The 17,744-nt window shown below is 39.6% G+C and carries 21 protein-coding genes; 15 read left to right on the forward strand and 6 right to left on the reverse strand.

Translation table 11 applies throughout. From position 1 onward, the window contains the following. Positions 1 to 94: 94 nt before the first annotated feature. From F935_RS01155 to secF, 6 genes are all read left to right on the forward strand, one after another. Positions 95 to 1,123 (forward strand): hypothetical protein, encoded by a 1,029-nt coding sequence (locus F935_RS01155; RefSeq protein WP_016137230.1) that lies wholly within the window; start codon positions 95 to 97, stop codon positions 1,121 to 1,123. Between the two features lie 84 nt (positions 1,124 to 1,207). Continuing rightward, positions 1,208 to 1,777 carry a LemA family protein gene (locus F935_RS01160; protein ID WP_016137231.1) on the forward strand — a complete coding sequence of 190 codons (570 nt, stop codon included), beginning with the start codon at positions 1,208 to 1,210 and terminating at the stop codon, positions 1,775 to 1,777. A gap of 153 nt (positions 1,778 to 1,930) precedes the next feature. Further along, entirely contained in the window at positions 1,931 to 3,064 is a 1,134-nt protein-coding gene (gene tgt, locus F935_RS01165) for a tRNA guanosine(34) transglycosylase Tgt (RefSeq protein WP_004638765.1), read from the forward strand. 97 nt (positions 3,065 to 3,161) lie between these two features. Then, positions 3,162 to 3,491, forward strand: a complete 330-nt coding sequence (yajC, locus tag F935_RS01170) for a preprotein translocase subunit YajC (protein ID WP_003655131.1) — start codon at positions 3,162 to 3,164, stop codon at positions 3,489 to 3,491. Between the two features lie 51 nt (positions 3,492 to 3,542). Continuing rightward, on the forward strand, positions 3,543 to 5,444 hold the full coding sequence (gene secD / locus F935_RS01175) for a protein translocase subunit SecD (protein WP_016137232.1): 1,902 nt from the start codon (positions 3,543 to 3,545) through the stop codon (positions 5,442 to 5,444). Positions 5,445 to 5,452: 8 nt separating this feature from the next. Further along, the gene (gene secF / locus F935_RS01180; RefSeq protein WP_080645489.1) at positions 5,453 to 6,418 is read left to right on the forward strand and encodes a protein translocase subunit SecF; all 966 of its coding nucleotides are present in this window, start codon (positions 5,453 to 5,455) and stop codon (positions 6,416 to 6,418) included. A gap of 65 nt (positions 6,419 to 6,483) precedes the next feature. Here secF and coaBC read toward each other — a convergent pair whose 3' ends face one another. After that, positions 6,484 to 7,737 (reverse strand): bifunctional phosphopantothenoylcysteine decarboxylase/phosphopantothenate--cysteine ligase CoaBC, encoded by a 1,254-nt coding sequence (coaBC, locus tag F935_RS01185; RefSeq protein ID WP_005050195.1) that lies wholly within the window; start codon positions 7,735 to 7,737, stop codon positions 6,484 to 6,486. Between the two features lie 99 nt (positions 7,738 to 7,836). Between coaBC and radC the strand changes: the two genes are divergently transcribed. Further along, positions 7,837 to 8,556, forward strand: coding sequence for a RadC family protein (radC, locus tag F935_RS01190; protein WP_080645490.1), 720 nt, complete (start codon positions 7,837 to 7,839; stop codon positions 8,554 to 8,556). Between the two features lie 61 nt (positions 8,557 to 8,617). Then, a complete protein-coding gene (locus tag F935_RS01195; RefSeq protein WP_005309531.1) occupies positions 8,618 to 9,529 on the forward strand; it encodes a bestrophin family protein in 912 nt (303 codons plus the stop codon). Positions 9,530 to 9,533: 4 nt separating this feature from the next. Here F935_RS01195 and F935_RS01200 read toward each other — a convergent pair whose 3' ends face one another. Then, a complete protein-coding gene (locus F935_RS01200) occupies positions 9,534 to 10,385 on the reverse strand; it encodes a PHP domain-containing protein (RefSeq protein ID WP_016137235.1) in 852 nt (283 codons plus the stop codon). Between the two features lie 44 nt (positions 10,386 to 10,429). Here F935_RS01200 and F935_RS01205 point away from each other — a divergent pair, with 44 nt between their 5' ends. Genes F935_RS01205 through mnmC form a run of 4 tightly spaced genes read left to right on the forward strand, consistent with a single transcriptional unit; the run spans position 10,430 to position 13,751 of the window. Next, entirely contained in the window at positions 10,430 to 11,044 is a 615-nt protein-coding gene (locus tag F935_RS01205; RefSeq protein ID WP_016137236.1) for a septation protein IspZ, read from the forward strand. Between the two features lie 34 nt (positions 11,045 to 11,078). Beyond that, the gene (locus tag F935_RS01210) at positions 11,079 to 11,381 is read left to right on the forward strand and encodes a YciI family protein (protein WP_016137237.1); all 303 of its coding nucleotides are present in this window, start codon (positions 11,079 to 11,081) and stop codon (positions 11,379 to 11,381) included. Between the two features lie 4 nt (positions 11,382 to 11,385). After that, complete coding sequence (locus F935_RS01215) at positions 11,386 to 11,853, forward strand: SH3 domain-containing protein (RefSeq protein WP_016137238.1); 468 nt, start codon at positions 11,386 to 11,388, stop codon at positions 11,851 to 11,853. Between the two features lie 23 nt (positions 11,854 to 11,876). Continuing rightward, complete coding sequence (gene mnmC, locus F935_RS01220) at positions 11,877 to 13,751, forward strand: bifunctional tRNA (5-methylaminomethyl-2-thiouridine)(34)-methyltransferase MnmC2/FAD-dependent 5-carboxymethylaminomethyl-2-thiouridine(34) oxidoreductase MnmC1 (RefSeq protein WP_016137239.1); 1,875 nt, start codon at positions 11,877 to 11,879, stop codon at positions 13,749 to 13,751. A gap of 37 nt (positions 13,752 to 13,788) precedes the next feature. Here the strand turns inward: mnmC and F935_RS01225 are convergent, their stop codons facing one another. Then, positions 13,789 to 14,103, reverse strand: a complete 315-nt coding sequence (locus tag F935_RS01225; protein WP_016137240.1) for a rhodanese-like domain-containing protein — start codon at positions 14,101 to 14,103, stop codon at positions 13,789 to 13,791. Positions 14,104 to 14,194: 91 nt separating this feature from the next. Between F935_RS01225 and F935_RS01230 the strand changes: the two genes are divergently transcribed. The 3 genes from F935_RS01230 to F935_RS01240 all read left to right on the forward strand — a co-directional run bounded on the left by F935_RS01230 (position 14,195) and on the right by F935_RS01240 (position 15,796). Then, the gene (locus tag F935_RS01230; protein WP_004638746.1) at positions 14,195 to 14,683 is read left to right on the forward strand and encodes a YajQ family cyclic di-GMP-binding protein; all 489 of its coding nucleotides are present in this window, start codon (positions 14,195 to 14,197) and stop codon (positions 14,681 to 14,683) included. Positions 14,684 to 14,718: 35 nt separating this feature from the next. Further along, the gene (locus F935_RS01235) at positions 14,719 to 15,213 is read left to right on the forward strand and encodes a DUF4442 domain-containing protein (protein ID WP_016137241.1); all 495 of its coding nucleotides are present in this window, start codon (positions 14,719 to 14,721) and stop codon (positions 15,211 to 15,213) included. Positions 15,214 to 15,289: 76 nt separating this feature from the next. Further along, positions 15,290 to 15,796 carry an ester cyclase gene (locus F935_RS01240; RefSeq protein ID WP_016137242.1) on the forward strand — a complete coding sequence of 169 codons (507 nt, stop codon included), beginning with the start codon at positions 15,290 to 15,292 and terminating at the stop codon, positions 15,794 to 15,796. 70 nt (positions 15,797 to 15,866) lie between these two features. On the opposite strand, the gene F935_RS01245 is transcribed toward F935_RS01240, so the two are convergent. The 3 genes from F935_RS01245 to F935_RS01255 are packed head-to-tail and all read right to left on the reverse strand — an operon-like array spanning position 15,867 to position 17,619. Beyond that, positions 15,867 to 16,283, reverse strand: coding sequence for an acyl-CoA thioesterase (locus tag F935_RS01245; RefSeq protein WP_004789061.1), 417 nt, complete (start codon positions 16,281 to 16,283; stop codon positions 15,867 to 15,869). Between the two features lies 1 nt (position 16,284). Continuing rightward, on the reverse strand, positions 16,285 to 16,722 hold the full coding sequence (gene trxC, locus F935_RS01250) for a thioredoxin TrxC (RefSeq protein ID WP_016137243.1): 438 nt from the start codon (positions 16,720 to 16,722) through the stop codon (positions 16,285 to 16,287). After that, positions 16,723 to 17,619 carry an alpha/beta hydrolase gene (locus F935_RS01255; RefSeq protein WP_016137244.1) on the reverse strand — a complete coding sequence of 299 codons (897 nt, stop codon included), beginning with the start codon at positions 17,617 to 17,619 and terminating at the stop codon, positions 16,723 to 16,725. It lies immediately after the preceding gene. Positions 17,620 to 17,744: the final 125 nt, after the last annotated feature.

Consider the following 17,744-nt stretch of genomic DNA (forward strand, 5'->3'; position numbering starts at 1 on the left):
AAAATTCCCAATTTAGAAAAATTTGGTATTTATCTCTTTCAATTTAAAAGATAATCTCGAAATAGCTCTTTATGATAATGAACACATTACTTCCATGCCAATCGATACTGTACAAGAAGCTCTTCATATAAGGCGTAAAAAAAATACACAGGTTTTTCGCAATATCGCTCGACTTTGGGATGCTGGTCAAAAATCTCATTCAGCCCAAGATCTTTTAGATGCTTTACATCCATGGCGTGAAGATCACAACCTTCGCTTTTTTAATGTGTTCCCCTATTTACTCGCCATTTGCAGCATCACCATATTGGCCTTTGGTTATTTTCTTCATCCACATATTCAATATATTTGGAGCTTTTTAGGTGCATTTTTAACAGGGTTTCTGGCGTATTTACTCTATCAATCTCAAGAACCTTTAACGCAAGTCGTTCGTTATCTAGAACAGCGTATGGTGATATTGCGTTATGGTTTACAATTTCAGCAGTTGCCAGCCTATCTTCCCATTCATGCGCAGCCAGTTTTAGTTCTGGGCAAATTAAAACAGTATTTCCCACTGTTTAACCGAGGGACTGAATCTAACGAAATTACCCAATATGCTTCGGTCACATGGAACGATGGCGTAACCGATCATCAAGTCTTGCTGTTTCAATATCATTACGTTAATGAAATACCGATTATTCAAGATCAAAGTAGCGATAAAAAAATTATAAAAGAAATTCATAAAGATTTATGGGGCGCTTTTATATTTGAAATGCCTGCCCTAGGTATTGCTGTCAGCAATCAGCGTTCTCGGTTTTTTACTCCCTACAGCAGTAAATGGCAAAGTAGTGATATTTTGATTAACCAAGAACTTAATATTTTTGGGGTTAATCAACATCAGTTAGCCAAAGAAGTCAGCCCAAGTCTAACTTTAAAATTACATGACTTTTTTCAGCACTTTACAGGTGATTTAATTTATCATCACGAAGAACAAATTTTGTGTTATCTGGGTGAGCAAAATCTTTTTCAGACCACCAGTAAGCAAAGTGAAATTCATGATGTTTCAGCATTGCGTGGGCACTTACGTACCATGACCATGCCGCAATATGAAAAATTTCAGCAAGTAATGTTGAACTTAATTAAATAAATCTCTCGTATTACTTAACTGGTGACTCATTAAAAAATGAGACATCCAAAAGTGTACTGAGGGAATAACAATAAGGAACTGACCATGACTGGTTTATTTATTTTTCTGGGGATTTTTGTTGTACTGATCGTCTGGGGCGTTCATATCCGTAATACCATCGTACGTTATTTCAATGCGACCAAACGCGCTTGGTCTGAGGTTGCCAATTTCGAGCGTCAAAAGGTAAAGACTTTAGAGGCGCTTGAGACGACACTGAATCAATATACTCATTTTGAAAAATCGACATTAGAAAAAGTCACTGAATTACGTCAGCAAATTCTTAATTTAAATGTGAATAACACTGATATTTCTCAGCTCCAACAAATCGAAAAAATGAGCAAAGAACTGATTCGTAGCTTAAATGTTGTTGTTGAAAACTATCCTGAACTTAAAGCCGATTCACTCTATAGCAAAATGATGGATGACATTCAGGAACAAAACGAAAATGTGGGTGCTGCGATTACTATTTTTAACCGTAATGTCGAGCTGTTCAATAACCAGATTGAAGTATTCCCTAACAATCTCATCAATACATTAACTTTATCCAAGAAAGCGATTCGCCCATTTAAGGATAATCTGGTTAATGAAAATTTTGACTATAAACCTAATTTTTAATAGGAAAAAAACAGCCCCTAACCTGTCGGAAATTTTATCTATTTTATAGCCAGCTACATTTAGTAGTAGAACTACATCGCAGAATCAAGGAAAATAGCTCTCTTTTTAGCAGCGAACTGTTTCTTCGCCTCTGCTCGTGTTCAGGATTTTTAGATGAAGTTTGAAAAATTAGGTCAGTCGGGGCGCGCCCGTCGTGGTCGTTTAACTTTAGAGCATGGTGTTGTTGAAACACCTGTTTTTATGCCAGTGGGGACTTACGGCACAGTCAAAGGTATGCTACCGCGTGATATCGAAGACATTCAGGCACAAATTATTTTAGGAAATACCTTCCATTTATATTTGCGTCCGGGTCTTGAAGTGATTAAAGAACACGGCGGTTTGCATAACTTTATTAAATGGGATAAGCCAATTTTGACTGACTCTGGCGGTTTCCAGGTTTTTAGTCTTGGCGCAATGCGCAAAATCAAAGAGGAAGGCGTTACTTTCCGCTCGCCGATTGATGGTTCAAAAGTGTTTTTGTCGCCTGAAATTTCTATGGAAATTCAGCAGGTATTGAACTCTGACATCGTCATGATTTTTGATGAATGTACACCATATCCTGCAACGCATGAAGAAGCACAAAAATCATTGCAGCTTTCTTTACGCTGGGCAAAACGTTGTAAAACCCATCATCATGATGAGCTTAAAAATAAGAATGCGTTATTTGGCATCATTCAAGGCGGTATGTATGAAGACTTACGTGATGAGTCTTTAAATGGCCTTCTTGAAATTGGCTTTGATGGTTATGCGATTGGCGGCTTATCTGTAGGTGAACCTAAAGATGAGATGATCAAAGTTTTAGATTATCTACCAAGCAAAATGCCACAAGACAAACCGCGTTACTTGATGGGCGTTGGTAAACCGGAAGATATCGTTGAAGCGGTGCGCCGTGGTGTCGATATGTTTGACTGTGTAATGCCAACCCGTAATGCGCGAAACGGTCATTATTTTGTCACTGATGGTCTGGTACGTATTCGTAATAGTAAATATCGCCATGACCAGAGCCCGCTCGATCCACATTGCGATTGCTACACGTGTAAAAACTTTACCCGTGCTTATCTATTCCATCTTGAAAAATGTGGAGAGATGTTAGCGTCTATGCTCGGTACCATTCATAACTTACGTTATTACCAACGTTTAACTGAAGGTATGCGTGATGCATTAGAGAATGGCACATTTGATGAATTTGTTCAGGACTTTTATGCCCGCCGTGGTTTAGAAGTTCCACCATGTCCGGTTGATGAATAAGCCCGATTTGCGCTCAACCTCAAGACAAGGTAAATTGCAAAACGAATTAGGATTATGTCAGGTATCTGACTCATATTTTTAACTTTAGGAAATCAAAATGAGCTTTTTAATTTCTGCTGCACATGCAGCACCGGCAGCTGGCCCAACTACAGGTATTTTGCCAAACATCTTGATGATTGTTGTATTCGTTGCAATCTTTTATTTCTTAATTTGGCGTCCTCAAGCAAAGCGTGCCAAAGAGCACCGTTCTTTAATCGAAAGCTTAGGTGTAGGTAGTGAAGTTGTGTTCGCTGGTGGTTTAATGGGCAAAGTGACCAAAATTGAAGGTGACTATGCAGTTGTTGAACTTAGCCGTGGTGTAGAAGTAAAAATTCAGCGTGCCAGCGTAATTTCAGTATTACCTGAAGGCACTCTAAATAACCTTTAATCATAAAACAGTCGTGCTTTAGCACGGCTTTTTCATTTAAGAAGAAAGCGAATGCGTTACCCTGCATGGAAATATTTACTGATTCTGGTTGTTCTGGTAGTCAGTACATTATACGCACTGCCTAGTCTATATCCGGATGAGCCCGCCGTTCAAATTTCCGGTGCCAAAGCTGGTACCCAAATTGATCAAAGTGTGGTGCAAAAAGCAGAGCAAATTTTAAAAACAGCAAATATTGCAAGTCACGATAATACTTTTACAAATAATGCTGCCCTCTTGCGTGTCAGCTCTTCTGAAGCGCAGTTGAAAGCAAAAGAAGTATTACGCCGTGACTTAGGTGATCAATATGTTGTCGCCCTAAACCTTGCACCAACCACACCGGAATGGCTGCAAAAGATTGGCGCAAAACCAATGAAACTTGGTTTGGACTTACGTGGTGGTGTCCACTTCTTGCTTGAAGTAGATATGGACAAAGCCGTTGCCCAACGTATGGAAACCTCTGCCACCGATTTGCGTCGTCAGTTCCGTGAAAACAAGATCAAATTTAATAGTCTTGCATTAACAAACAATGTAATCACTGTTCAATTTGCTGACAATGCTGACCGTGATGCAGCAATGGATTTTTTACGTCGTAATGGTAATGAATATACCCAACAGGCATTAGCAAGCTCTACAGGTTCTACTTTAAAGCTTTCTTATACTGATGTACGTCGTCAAGAAATCCAGTCATATGCGGTGAATCAAAACTTAACAACATTACGTAATCGTATTAACGAACTTGGTGTTGCAGAAGCATTGGTACAAAGTCAGGGTAGCAACCGTATTGTTGTTGAATTACCGGGTGTGCAAGATACAGCTGAAGCTAAACGTGTTTTAGGCCGTACTGCAAATCTCGAATTCCGTTTAGTTTCTGACTCAAATGATCAATATATTGACCCATATACAGGTAAATATAATGGTCAACCTTTACCTCCGGGCACAGAAGTTTTTGCTTATGAGTCTTTAGATAGCGGTCGTCAACTTTTGTTGCAACGTAACCGTATCTTAACTGGTGAGCGTGTTCAAAATGCAAGTTCTGGCTTTAGCCAAGACTCTGGTGGTGCCGAGGTAAATATTACCCTCGACAGTGCTGGCGGTAAGCTTATGTCCGATGCAACTCGTAATGCTGTTGGTAAACGCATGGCGGTATTGTTCATCGAAAATAAGCAAAAAATTACTTATGTCACAGATCCTAAAACTGGTGCACAAACAGAAGTTCGTACTCCATACACTGAATCTGTAGTCATTAATGCTGCAACTGTTCAAGCCGTTTTAGGTTCAACTTTCCGTATTACCGGTTTAAGTTCTCCTCAAGAAGCATCAGAACTTGCATTAATGCTACGTGCAGGTGCTTTAGCTGCGCCAATGTATTTTGTTGAAGAACGTGTAGTTGGTCCAAGTCTTGGTCAAGAAAACATTGATAAAGGCGTATTATCAACTCAAATCGGCTTCTTGCTTGTTGCAATCTGGATGGTGGTTTTCTTCCGTCTATTCGGTTTAATCGCTAACTTTGCACTTGTTGTTAACTTAGCAATGATTTTAACAGTCATGTCATGGATTGGGGCTTCCCTCACCTTACCGGGTATTGCCGGTATCGTTATTACCATTGGTATGGCAGTCGATTCTAACGTATTGATCTGTGAACGTATCCGAGAAGAAATGCTCTGGGGAGCCTCGCCCAAGCAGGCCATTGTGGCCGGTTATGATCGAGCCTATAACACCATTTTTGACTCGAACTTAACGACGTTCCTCGTTGCTTTCATTTTGTTTGCAATTGGTTCAGGCACAATTAAAGGTTTCGCAGTAACATTAATGATTGGTATTGTGTGTTCGATGTTTACTTCAATTACAGTGACTCGCGCAATTGTACAAATCATTTATGGTAAACGCCGTAACTTGAAAAAGTTGAGCATTTAAGGAGATCGATGATGACTAAAATGACTCAACAAGATTCAAAACAATATACTCGTCCGGATGATGCAAAAATCATCCCGTTCATGAAGATTGCCAAACCTGCGGCAATCTTCTCGATCCTGATTACGTTGGCGAGTATTTTCTTTATTGCGACTAAAGGCCTTAACCTCGGTTTGGATTTTACAGGTGGTGTTTCTGTCGAGTTGAACTACGCTCAACCAGCAAATCAGTCTGAAGTTGTTCAGGCACTCGGTAAAGCTGGTTTTAAAGATGCTGTAGTACAAACACTGGGTAGTAATAAAGACTTAATCGTGCGCATGCCTGTACAAGATATTAAGGTCGAAGACCTTAGTAATGCCATCAATAAGGCTGTGCAATTACCAAACAATGCCGCAGTAGTTCATAAAGTGGACTCTGTTGGTGGTCAAGTAGGTAACGAGCTGTATGTTCGTTCTGCTGGTGCAGTTGCCCTTGCACTTATTTTAATGTTGATCTACGTGACTATCCGTTTCGAGTTTAAACTCGCGATGGGTGCCGTGATGTCTTTATTCCATGACATCATCATTATTATTGGTGCTTTTGCATTATTCCAGTGGCCGTTTGACCTTACGGTTTTAGCGGCGGTACTTGCTGTTATTGGCTTCTCGCTTAACGATAACATTGTTGTGTCAGACCGTATCCGTGAAAATTTCCGTAAAATTCGTGGAGCGACTCCTCGTGAAATCGTCGATATTGCTTTAACTGAAACTTTACGTCGTACCATTCATACATCCATGACCTTAATGCTAGTCGTTCTAGCAATGATGTTCTTAGGTGGTGATGGCTTACACTGGTTCTCTGTTGCAATGTTTGTCGGTATCTTTGTAGGTACTTACTCTTCAATTTATATCGGTACAGCTTTTGCCTTATGGCGTGGTCTTAACCGTCAGGACTTCATCGTTCAAGTTAAACCTGAATTTGAAGATGACATTCCTTAAGTTGGATGAAGTAATACATATAAAAAAACCGCGATTAATTCGCGGTTTTTTTTATTTAAAACTTATTATTTACGGCGCAATGCATCCGAAATTGCTTCAACCAACTGTTGAGAAATTTCTTGTTTAGATGCTTTCTCTAACTCACGCTTTTTCATGTGATAATTTTCAGCAAAGAAAACCGTCATCGCATTTTCATCAGAAGCAAAACCAATATCTGCACGAGACACATCGTTACATGCAATCATATCTAGTTTTTTAGCAACCAGTTTTCCTGCCGCATATTCTTCAACATTTTGTGTTTCAGCTGCAAAGCCCACCATAAATGGACGTTTTTCCTGACCCGCAATGGTTGCCACAATATCTGGATTTTTTACAAGGGAAACATTCAACTCATCCCCTGCCTTCTTAATTTTATGCTCGGCAACTTCTGCTACGCGATAGTCTGCGACTGCGGCAGTTGCAATGAAGATATCACAGCCTGTCTCTAATGAGTCCATACTGATATCTAACATCTGTCTTGCAGAGGCAACATTTACTCTTTTTACACCATTCGGCGTATCTAAACTTACAGGTCCAGCAATCAGAGTCACTTGTGCACCAGCAGCGTAACAAGCAGCAGCTAAAGCAAAGCCCATTTTACCGGTACTGTGGTTCGAGATATAACGAACAGGGTCAATCGCTTCACGCGTTGGTCCAGCAGTAATAACAACTCGCTTACCTGCCAACAACCCAAATTTTTCAGCGATGGCACGTTGAGCCTGATGGAAATAACCAGCTACTTGTCTTGCAATTTCTTCTGGCTCAGGCATACGACCCAAACCAACATCACCACACGCCTGCTCACCTGCATCTGGCATGATCACATGCACGCCATCTTCGACCAATGTTTGTAAATTTCGTTGTGTAGCTTTGGCCGCCCACATTTGCTGGTTCATAGCAGGTGCAACCCAAACAGGAGATTTTGTTGCCAAAAATACTGTACTGAGCAAGTCATCTGCTAAACCATGCGCAAATTTTGCCAAAGTATCGCAACTTGCAGGCGCAACCAGTAATAAATCAGCCCAACGTGCTAATTCAATATGTCCCATTCCAGCTTCAGCCGCAGGGTCTAAAAGTTCAGTATGGACAGGATTCCCAGAAAGAGCCTGAAAAGTTAGTGGGGTAATAAATGCCTGAGCACCATGTGTCATGACCACACGCACATCAAAGCCATAATCTTTGAGGCGACGGACTAAGATGGCACTTTTATAGGCAGCAATTCCGCCAGTAACAGCTAAAACGATGTTTTTATGAGGAATAACACTTAGATCAAAGCTCACGAACAGGATACCTTACTGTTGCAGTGGCGCTCACAATAGCATTAAATACGCGCAGACCCAAGATTGATTGGGCAAACAAAATAAAATTTTAAGCGAATTATGCTGGGGAATATGAATACTTCTATTAAAAATTGGCCCGAACAAGAGCGGCCAAGAGAACGGTTATTACAACAAGGCCCTCAAAGTCTCTCTGATGCAGAGCTATTGGCGATTTTTCTTCGCTCAGGGTCAAGGCAACATTCAGCAGTCGAATTGTCACGGTTACTCATTCAACATTTTGGTAGTCTAAATGCAGTATTTGATTCATCGTTAAGTGACCTAACTCAATTTAACGGAATTGGAGCAACGAAATATTCTCAATTACTGGCAGTCAAAGAACTCGGACGGCGTTATCTCGACCATCACTTTCAGAAAAATAATCTCAGCCTTCACTCTTCTGATTTAGTTTTGGATTATTTACGCTATGAATTAAAAGGTGAAAAGCAAGAAGTCTTTGCGGTACTGTGTCTAGACCCAGAATTAAGAAAGCTCCATTTTAAAAAGCTATTTTTTGGTTCAGTGCAGCATTGTGCAGTCTCGGTCAATCAAACCTTACGCTACGCCTTACAACAACATGCTTGTCAGCTCGTGATTGCACACAATCATCCATTTGGTTCAGCACAGCCTTCTGCTGAAGATATTGCCTTAACTCAACAACTAGAACATGCATGTCAACTTGTCGAAATACACCTGTTGGATCATTTTATTATTTCCCCAGAAGGAAGCTTTTCATTTGCTGAACAACAACTGCTCAACCCCGCCACAAGATCAGTTCAATAATATTGACAAAGCTTAACTAAGCCTAGAATATCGAAACAAAAATAGTGATGCTTAAAATAAAATGATTGTTCGTGATCAACCTAGTATTTTCAAAGTTTTATTCTCTTGGCGAGGGACAATTTTACCCAAAATTCTCCCCTCTCTAGGGTTTGTGATGTTGATCTCAGCAATCATTGGTGGCGTAGAATACATCAACCTTTATCGCTTTCCAGAAATTCCTTTGGTTGGTTTTACTCTGATTGGTGTCGTTCTTTCTATTTTCTTAGGATTTAAAAATACTGCGTGTTATGACCGTTGGTGGGAAGCCCGAAAATTATGGGGCGTTTTAATTGCAACTTCACGCCATTTTGATCGTGACTGCCGGATTTTGACTCAGGCCCGCCGTGAACGTGTCATTCAACATGTGATTGTTTTTGCTAATGTGTTACGTGATCGTTTACGTCGTCAGACTGCGAACCCAACTGAGCTAATACAAACCAGTGGTATGAGCCAGCAAGCACTCACCCAACTCTATCAGCAAAATAATGCCCCTCAGTACACGTTGAGCCTTATTCACTGGGAATTATTACAAGCGCTGAAAGAAGGTGAAATCTCGGACATCATCTATGCACAAATGAATAAAAATGTTTCAGATTTAAGTGTTGTGCAAACTGGCTGTGATCGAATCGCCAATACACCAATTCCATTTGCCTATTCAGTTTTGCTCAACCGTACTGTCTATTTTTTCTGTTTTATGTTGCCGTTTAGTCTTGGTTCATTGCTTGGTTTAGCAACACCTTTACTGGTTGGAATTTTGGCATATACATTCTTAGGACTTGATGCACTAAGTTCGGAAATTGAAGAGCCTTTTGGTACTCAAAGTAATGATTTACCTTTAGATGCCATGGTGCGTAGTATCGAAATTGAACTTTTAGGAACACTAGGTAAACCTACACCTCCTCCAATTCAAGCTCAAGATAACAACTTACTGTAAATTCTTAGAGAAAACGCTCCCAAACACCTTGCTGATTAGCCGTTGGTTTAGGAGTATTTCCCAATTTAATCCATGGCATATTTTCACCATGAAAATCACTGCCAATCGATATAGCTAATTGATACTGCTCAATCATCCGATCAACCATATGACGAGTAGATAATGTTTCCATGGGTGGAGGTAGCTCAATTGCATCTCCACCTGAGGTCGCGAACAATTCAATTAAATATCGAATGTTGGTTGCAGATAGATCATAACGGGTTGGATGTGCTAAAACTGCCAGCCCTTTACTTTCATGAATCATGTCAATTGTTTCTTTTAACCCTAAACCTTCAAATTTTACAAAAGCACGTCTTCCCTCTTTTAAGAAACGATCAAATGCTTGTTGAGGACGGGTTACAACTTTCTTTTCGACCAGTGTTTTAGCAATGTGAGTTCTTGTCACTCGATCTGCCTGATTTTCCACTTTGGCCAGTACATCCTCATAAATTTGAAAACCAATACATTTTTCTAATAAATCGCAAATTACTTTAGCTCTTTGCGCTCGTACTCTTTTTTGTTGTTCTAATGCTTCTAAAATTGGTGCTTCATCTTGCATGTTTAAAGCAACAATATGTACGCCATAACTCTTTTTAGTTGTTGGGCGTGACCACTGACTCGAAATCTCAGTACCAGAAATGATTTTTAAATCATGGCCTTGTGCAGCAATTCTAGCTCGCTGCAACCCATCCATTGTATCGTGATCAGTTAAAGCCAAAGTATGCAAATTCACATCAATAGCAGCTTGCACCAGTAATTCCGGAGACAAAGTTCCATCAGAAATATTGCTATGTGTATGTAAATCTATGCCTTGCATCTTTTATACTATGCCATTCACCAAACCTGATCAGATACTCTAACATGAAAGCACTTCTGGACTTTGTTCCATTAATTATTTTCTTCTATTTATATAAAACAGTTGATCCAGCTAACGCACAGCATCCTTTACTTAAACTGATCGGGTCTGCTGGCGGTGCAGATAATAATAATATTCTTGTAGCAACTACTGGATTAATTATTTCAATGCTTGTGGTATATGGTGCCCTATTTGTTTTCCAAAAATTCCGTCTAGATAAACAACAGTGGTTCGTATTGTTTATGACTGTAATTTTTGGTGGCATCACCCTCATGTTAAGTGATGATTTCTATATTCGCCTGAAAGCTGCAATTTTGAATTTGGTTTTTGCAGGCGCATTCTTGGTTTCACCTTGGTTTGGTAAAGATCGTAAACCACTTATACGACGTTTATTTGATCCTATTTTAGAGTTAAGTGAAAAAAGTTGGAAAAATCTAAATTTCGCTTGGGCAGTCATGTTTGTAGTGATGTCTTGTTTGCACGTGTTCTTTGCATTTTTATTTCACGGCGGAAAATATTGGGGCGAATTTACTGCATTTGGTGACATGATTGTGATGTTTTCATTTATCATTATTCAGTTCATTATTTTACGTAAGCATTTTAAGTCACCAGATGCTTAAAGTGGTTCCTGATTGATTATAGAGATACGATTACATGCCTTTTTTTGTTCTAAGCTGTACCGATAACGAAGGAACTCTAGAGAAGCGCTTAGCAGTACGCCCTCAGCATATTGAACGTTTGCAAAAACTTGATGATGAAGGCCGCCTTGTTACAGCCGGAGCTATGCCAAAAGACCCCAATGATCCTCAGGCAGGTTTCTATGGCAGCACCATGATTGTTGAATTCGACAGTCGCGAAGCATTAGATGAATGGTTAAAAGAAGAACCATTTCTCAAAGAAGGCATCTATACCCACATTGATGTAAAACCGTTTAATAAAGCATTTCCAAAAGGGTAATCGCATGCAGCCTGCAATCAAAAGCTTTCTTGGCTTGTGTTTGATATGTTCAACTGCTGGAGCAGTTGAACCTGCTGCAACACCAGCAACACCTCCTCCAAGCGTGCCTTCAACTCAGGCAGCTAAACCCGCTCCTACAGCACCAACAGGTGTAAAAACAGCGACTACAGCTCAACCACTTACAGCTGAACAACTCGTAAAGAATAAACAACAGCAAGATGCGAAAATCAAAGCTTTGGTTCAAGATCAGGCATCTCGTTTAAAACAGTTAGAACACGCCAATCTTGAAGCACTTGCCCAGAACCAAGAGTTACAGTTAAAAAATGATAGCCTCTCTGTTCAGGTTCAAGTCTTACAAAGCGAACGTAGTGCGCAAATGTTTTTATATGGCGCTGTTACCTTAGCTGGTGGCGTATTGCTAGGATTCTTTATCGCTAGTTATATTCATACAAAACGTCGACGCCAGTGGTAAATCCAAGCAACTTATTAAACCAAATGAACGTATCAAACCGTATTCAAACAGCAGAACTGGACTGGGAACTCATCGATGGTATCGAGGTTCCCGTTTCCAAACAATTTGGTGATGTCTATTTCTCTAAAGATAATGGCTTACTTGAAACACGGCATGTTTTTCTAAATGGTAATGACTTATCAGAACGCTTAGCCAATCTAAAAAATTTTGAATATTTCAGTGTAGGGGAAACTGGTTTTGGTACTGGTTTAAACATTCTTGCACTCTGGCAACTTTGGCAACAAGTTCGCCCAGACAATCAAAGTCATTTACATGCAATAAGTGTTGAAAAATTTCCATTAAGTAAAGCTGATTTGATTCGTGCTTTAAATGTCTGGGATGAGCTTAAACCCCTTGCAGAGCAGTTAATTGAACAATATCCGCTCCCTATTGCAGGGTGTCATCGATTAACTTTTCCTAACGAGCGTTTTAGCATCGACCTATGGATAGGAGATGCACAAGATATTTTCCCAAGCATGGCTAAAACGAAAGCAGTAAATGCTTGGTTTTTAGATGGCTTTGCACCCTCTTGCAATCCAGACCTGTGGGAACAAAACGTTTTAAGCCATATCGTACGTCTTTCTGACTATGGCAGTACATTTTCATCTTTTAGTGTCGCGGGTGTTTTAAAACGTGGGCTAAAAGAGCATGGTATTAGTATTTCCCGTCCACGTGGTTTTCGACATAAACGGGAAATGCTCAAAGCAATCTGGAACCCACCTCAATCTGATGATGAGTCCTTAGAACTAGACCAAGTTCACTCATTGGGTAACAAACAACAGCATATTGCGATTATAGGAGCTGGTGTAGCAGGTTTAACTACGGCGTGGGCATTTGCAGCACGCGGGCACCAAATAACTCTATACGAGCAAACAGAAGCATTATCTGGCGCTTCTGGAAACCCTTTGGCATTGCTTAATCCTAAACTATGCCCAATTGAACAAAGCCATGAACATCTCATGACTTTAAGTTGGCAACATGCCTTAAATTTTTATAAAAATTTTCAAGCATTCCGCCCACTTCAAATACAACAAATCGCATTGAAAAATGCAGATGAACTTCTCGATCTTGTAAATCAATATCCAGCTCAGGTTGTTACCCATTCAACGAACTCACTTGAAACTACATACTCAAGTGTTTCACTGACCGAAGCAGGTTCTGTTTCACCACATCAACTACGTGATGAAATTTTGCAACATCCCTTAATTGATCTAAAGATTGCCAATGTCACAGCATTGGTTCCTTTTGAAAATAAAGTTCAATTGCAGACTGGTAATGACGTTATTGCAGAAGCAGACCATGTTGTTGTGTGCTGTGCGCGTCAAAGCGCGACTTTTTTTGAAAGCTATCCTCAGTTAAAACCAATACGCGGACAAGTAAGCTGGGTTGATAATACTTTTTCTCCCCTGCCTTTACAGGAAGCTTATAGCTATGGCGGCTATTGCATGCAACTTGATGCCTCACAGATGATTCTAGGTGCATCTTTCCATCCAAATCGTGAAGATCAAGATGTACTTGCCGACGACCATGTGCATAACTTTGAATTAATCCACAGCGTATTCCCTACATATGCAGAAAAGTTACCATCAACTTCGACATGGCAAGGCCGTGCATCTATCCGCGCACAAAGCTTAGATTATTTCCCGCTGTTAGGAAAAATGCAGGAGAATAGCCGAATTGCTAGTTTTGCTGGTCTGGGTTCTAAGGGCTTTCTATTTGCTCCGCTATGCAGCGAAATCTTAGTTGCGCAGATATTAGGAGAAGCTTGCCCTGTACCGGACCGCCTATTACAGAAATTGAATCCTCAAAGATTCCAAAAAAAAGTAAAACCTAAAAAGCCATATTTCAAACCACAGTAGTTCTCTTCAATAAAAAAGCACCCTAAGGTGCTTTTTTTTATGCGCCCTGCTCTAGAGGCAAGCCGGCATCACGAGCTGCACGAGTCCCCCCCATCAGCACGACATATTCACGCGAGGCATCCAATCCTTCTAGTGTCTCAGCTGCACGAGGAGCTTTGCTACCACCACCACATAAAATATAAATCGGCTGACCCGCAGAGACCTGGTTCAAAATATCAGCATTCAAATCATTAATCGGGCGATTTACCGCACCTTTAACATGCCCTTCTGCATAAGCATTTGTATCACGGACATCCCAGATAACAGCATTTTCTGGGAATTCAAATGTTGTAATTTCTTGTTTACGGATCATTGTGCACTCCTTTGATGTAAACAACACTTGGCAAATGAAGAAAACCCTCTTAGCATCTCAAATATTCTTTCCCTTTGTAAAGGTCTAAACTATGCCTTCTTTCGATATTGTCTCTGAATTAGAGATTTTTGAAGTTAATCACGCTGTACAGAACACACAAAAAGAGATTGCAACACGTTTTGACTTTCGTGGTCATGATGTTTCAGTCGAAATAAACGAAAAAAATAAAGAAATTAAAATCAGTACCGAAAGTGATTTCCAGTGTGAACAGGTTTACAACATGTTAGAAAATCATTTTTATAAACGTAAAATTGATGTACAAGCACTTGACCCACAAAAAGCTGCTGCTTCAGGCAAAAATTTTGTACAAGTGATTAAACTTAAAGACGGTCTTGACTCGGATACTGCAAAAAAAATTAATAAAGCCATTAAAGAAAGTGGCGTTAAAGTGCAATCTTCTATCCAAGGCGACAAAATTCGTGTAACGGATAAAAAGCGTGACACTTTACAACAAGTCATGAATTTTTTACGTGAACAACAATTTGGTGTGCCATTACAGTTTAATAACTTTAAAGACTAATCTCTTGTCGTGACATTCAAAGCTAAGGTAAATCCATGTCTCAATCCAATCGTCTATCAAAACTGGTAAAAGCGACTTCAAAATTCCCTAAAGGTATTCGGAGTACGCTTTGGAGCAAGGCGTTTGGTCGTATCGTGCCAATGGTGGGTACAGCAAATATCCGCTATCAGGAAGTAGACTCAAACCACGTTACTGTTCGTTTAGAAAACCAGAAAAATATGCAGAATCATATTAAAGGAGTACATGCTGCGGCAATGGCTCTTTTAGCAGAAACTGCAACAGGTTTTCTAACGGGTTTACACATTCCTGATAACCGCATTTTATTAATCAAATCATTACATGTAGATTATTTAAAAGTGGTTGAAGGCGGTTTGACTGCTACAGCAACGTTATCTGCTGAACAGCAAAAGTTTATTGCAGATAATGAGAAAGGTGAACTTGTGATTCCGGTTACAGTCATTGATGATGCAGGCAATGAACCAATCCACTGCCAAATGCTGTGGGCATGGTTACCTAAACGTAAGAAATAATAACTAATCTAAAGTACTTTTAGATTTTTATTTGCCTCAAGATATAAAAATTATTTTTTGTATCTTGAGGTTAAAAATGAAAAAAATACTGATTCTTTCCTCTTTATTTACCAGTTTAATATTTACAACAATAACGACTCATGCGAATGAACCTAATCTTAAAACCAGTAAATTAACTTCGACTAAATCTGAAGCGATAGATAAAGTAAGCGCTCAAAACAAAAGAATAGTCATCGACTTTTATGAAGGCATCTTTTTAAAACATAAAGTCAAAGAATATGCAGACCGTTATATTGGTCAACAATACATTCAGCACAATCCTAATGTGCCAGATGGGAAAGCACCTTTCGTTAATTTCTTCACTGAAAAATTCCAAAAGAATCCTCAAGCTAAAAATGAGATTAAACGTGCGATTGCAGAAGGTAATCTTGTCGTTTTACATGTTCATTCAACTGAAAATGAAAAAGATAGAGGAAGAGCGATTATTGATATATTTCGTGTCGAAAATGGAAAAATCGTAGAGCATTGGGATGTAATACAAAATATTCCTGAGCAAAGCAAAAATACCAATACGATGTTTTAATTCTAAAAATGAGTTCTTTATCTAAATTAAAAATTAAAGCCTGAATACTGTTATTCAGGCTTTATACGTTTTATTGAGTATCTAAAAACTTTTGTCTTGCTTCTTCGGGTATTTGACGCTTATTACCCTTTACATCCACCGCTACAAAGGTAAAGACTCCTTCAGTAATACGTATTGGCTCACGAGAGTCATCATGACTATCCCAAACCTCAATTTGCATCTGAATAGAAGTATTTCCAACTTTTAAGATTTTTGTATAGCAGCTAATGACAAAGCCAACCTTTACCGGAACCAAAAAGGTCATTTGATTAATGGAAATCGTAGCACAGCGGCCACGACTGAAACGTTCTGCGTGAATTGCTCCAGCCAAGTCCATTTGTGACACAATCCATCCACCAAACACATCACCACTCCAGTTTGTATCTGCTGGCATGGCAATCGTTTGTAAGGATAAAATTCCTTCTGGTTTGGTATAAGCTTCTGACACCTTAGCTCCCGAAATTCGTTTGAAGTTGTTGATCGAGCCACTGCTGCAATTCAGGCGCACGTAATGCACCGCTAATACGCGCGACCTCTGTCGTTTTATTCATTAAGACAAGTGTCGGAATACTTCTCACATGAAAAGCTTGGCTCAAGCGAGGAGATTCTTCGGTATCAATCTTGGCAAAGATAACGCCTGGATTCTGTTTTGCGACCTGCGCAAAATGTGGAGCCATCATTTTACAGGGTCCGCACCATTCTGCCCATAAGTCTATGAGAATAGGTAAATCACTATTCGTGATGTAGTTACTAAAATTTTGCTCATTTAGTTCAATAGGTGCAAGCGATAGTAATGGCTGATGACATTGCCCACAGCTTGGTTGCTCAGGAAGTTTTTCTTCCGGAACTCGATTTTTTGCACCGCACGATGCACATACAATAATCATTTACATCACTCCTATATGCTGATGTAAAAATTCTAATTGGGTTATCACTGCTTTTTCAAACCATGAACCGTGATAGATATCAAAATGTTTCATATCCCACTCATGATAACTCACAAAAGGTGCAATATTTGTCGCAGCTTCGCGACTGGACTCAATAGGAATAAGTGAATCTTTTTGGGCCGCAATAAATAAAACTGGAATATTAATCTGGCGTACAACCTGAATTGGACGGTATCGCATCAAATTAAAAAAGACACGAGCTGGGACTTCCCCACTCCAATAATAGTCAGGATTTACAATTGATAGATAACCATAATAACTATCTGCTGTAGGCATAAAGCATAAATTTTGTTGATCGACAACAGGTAATCTCTTGGGATTAAGTCCCATTTTTGATCCCATATAATCCTGACTCGATAACTTCAATGCTTGAGGATAACGTTGCAAAGGATAGAGCTTGGCTGTTTCAGCACCATCTACATAAGGAATTTGTACTAAAATTGCCTGAATATTTTTTAATTCAGAAGCTAGGCTTAGCGCATATCCACCACTTAAAGAAGTTCCCCACAGCACAATCCTTCGGTTATCTACAAGCTTACAGGTCGAAGCATATTGAATAACGGTCTTCCAATCTTCTAATTGCGAATTGATAGAGACCATTTCTCTAGGCTTGCCAGTGCTCCCACCCCAATATCGATAATCAAACAAAATAACAGCATAACCTGCTTGAGCGAAACGCTGAGCATATTGGATTAGTTTAAATTGACGCAACGCAGCAAAACCATGGGCCATAATAATTACGGCAGATTTCTTATTTGTTTTAGGAATATAAAAATCAGCTGCGATCGTTTCCTGACCACATGGAACATATAAAGGCTCAACCGTATAAGCGTGCATATGTGCTCCGTTGAAATAGAATATGAATAACCAATTTTAAAATAGCGTAATGATCATTTTTAAAATTTATAACTTAGCTATAAGACATAACTTTCTCAGTCAGAACAACACACGAGTGTCTTGTA

Origin of the sequence: Acinetobacter calcoaceticus ANC 3811 (assembly GCF_000399665.1) — a bacterium.
Classification (GTDB): Bacteria; Pseudomonadota; Gammaproteobacteria; order Pseudomonadales; family Moraxellaceae; genus Acinetobacter; species Acinetobacter calcoaceticus_B.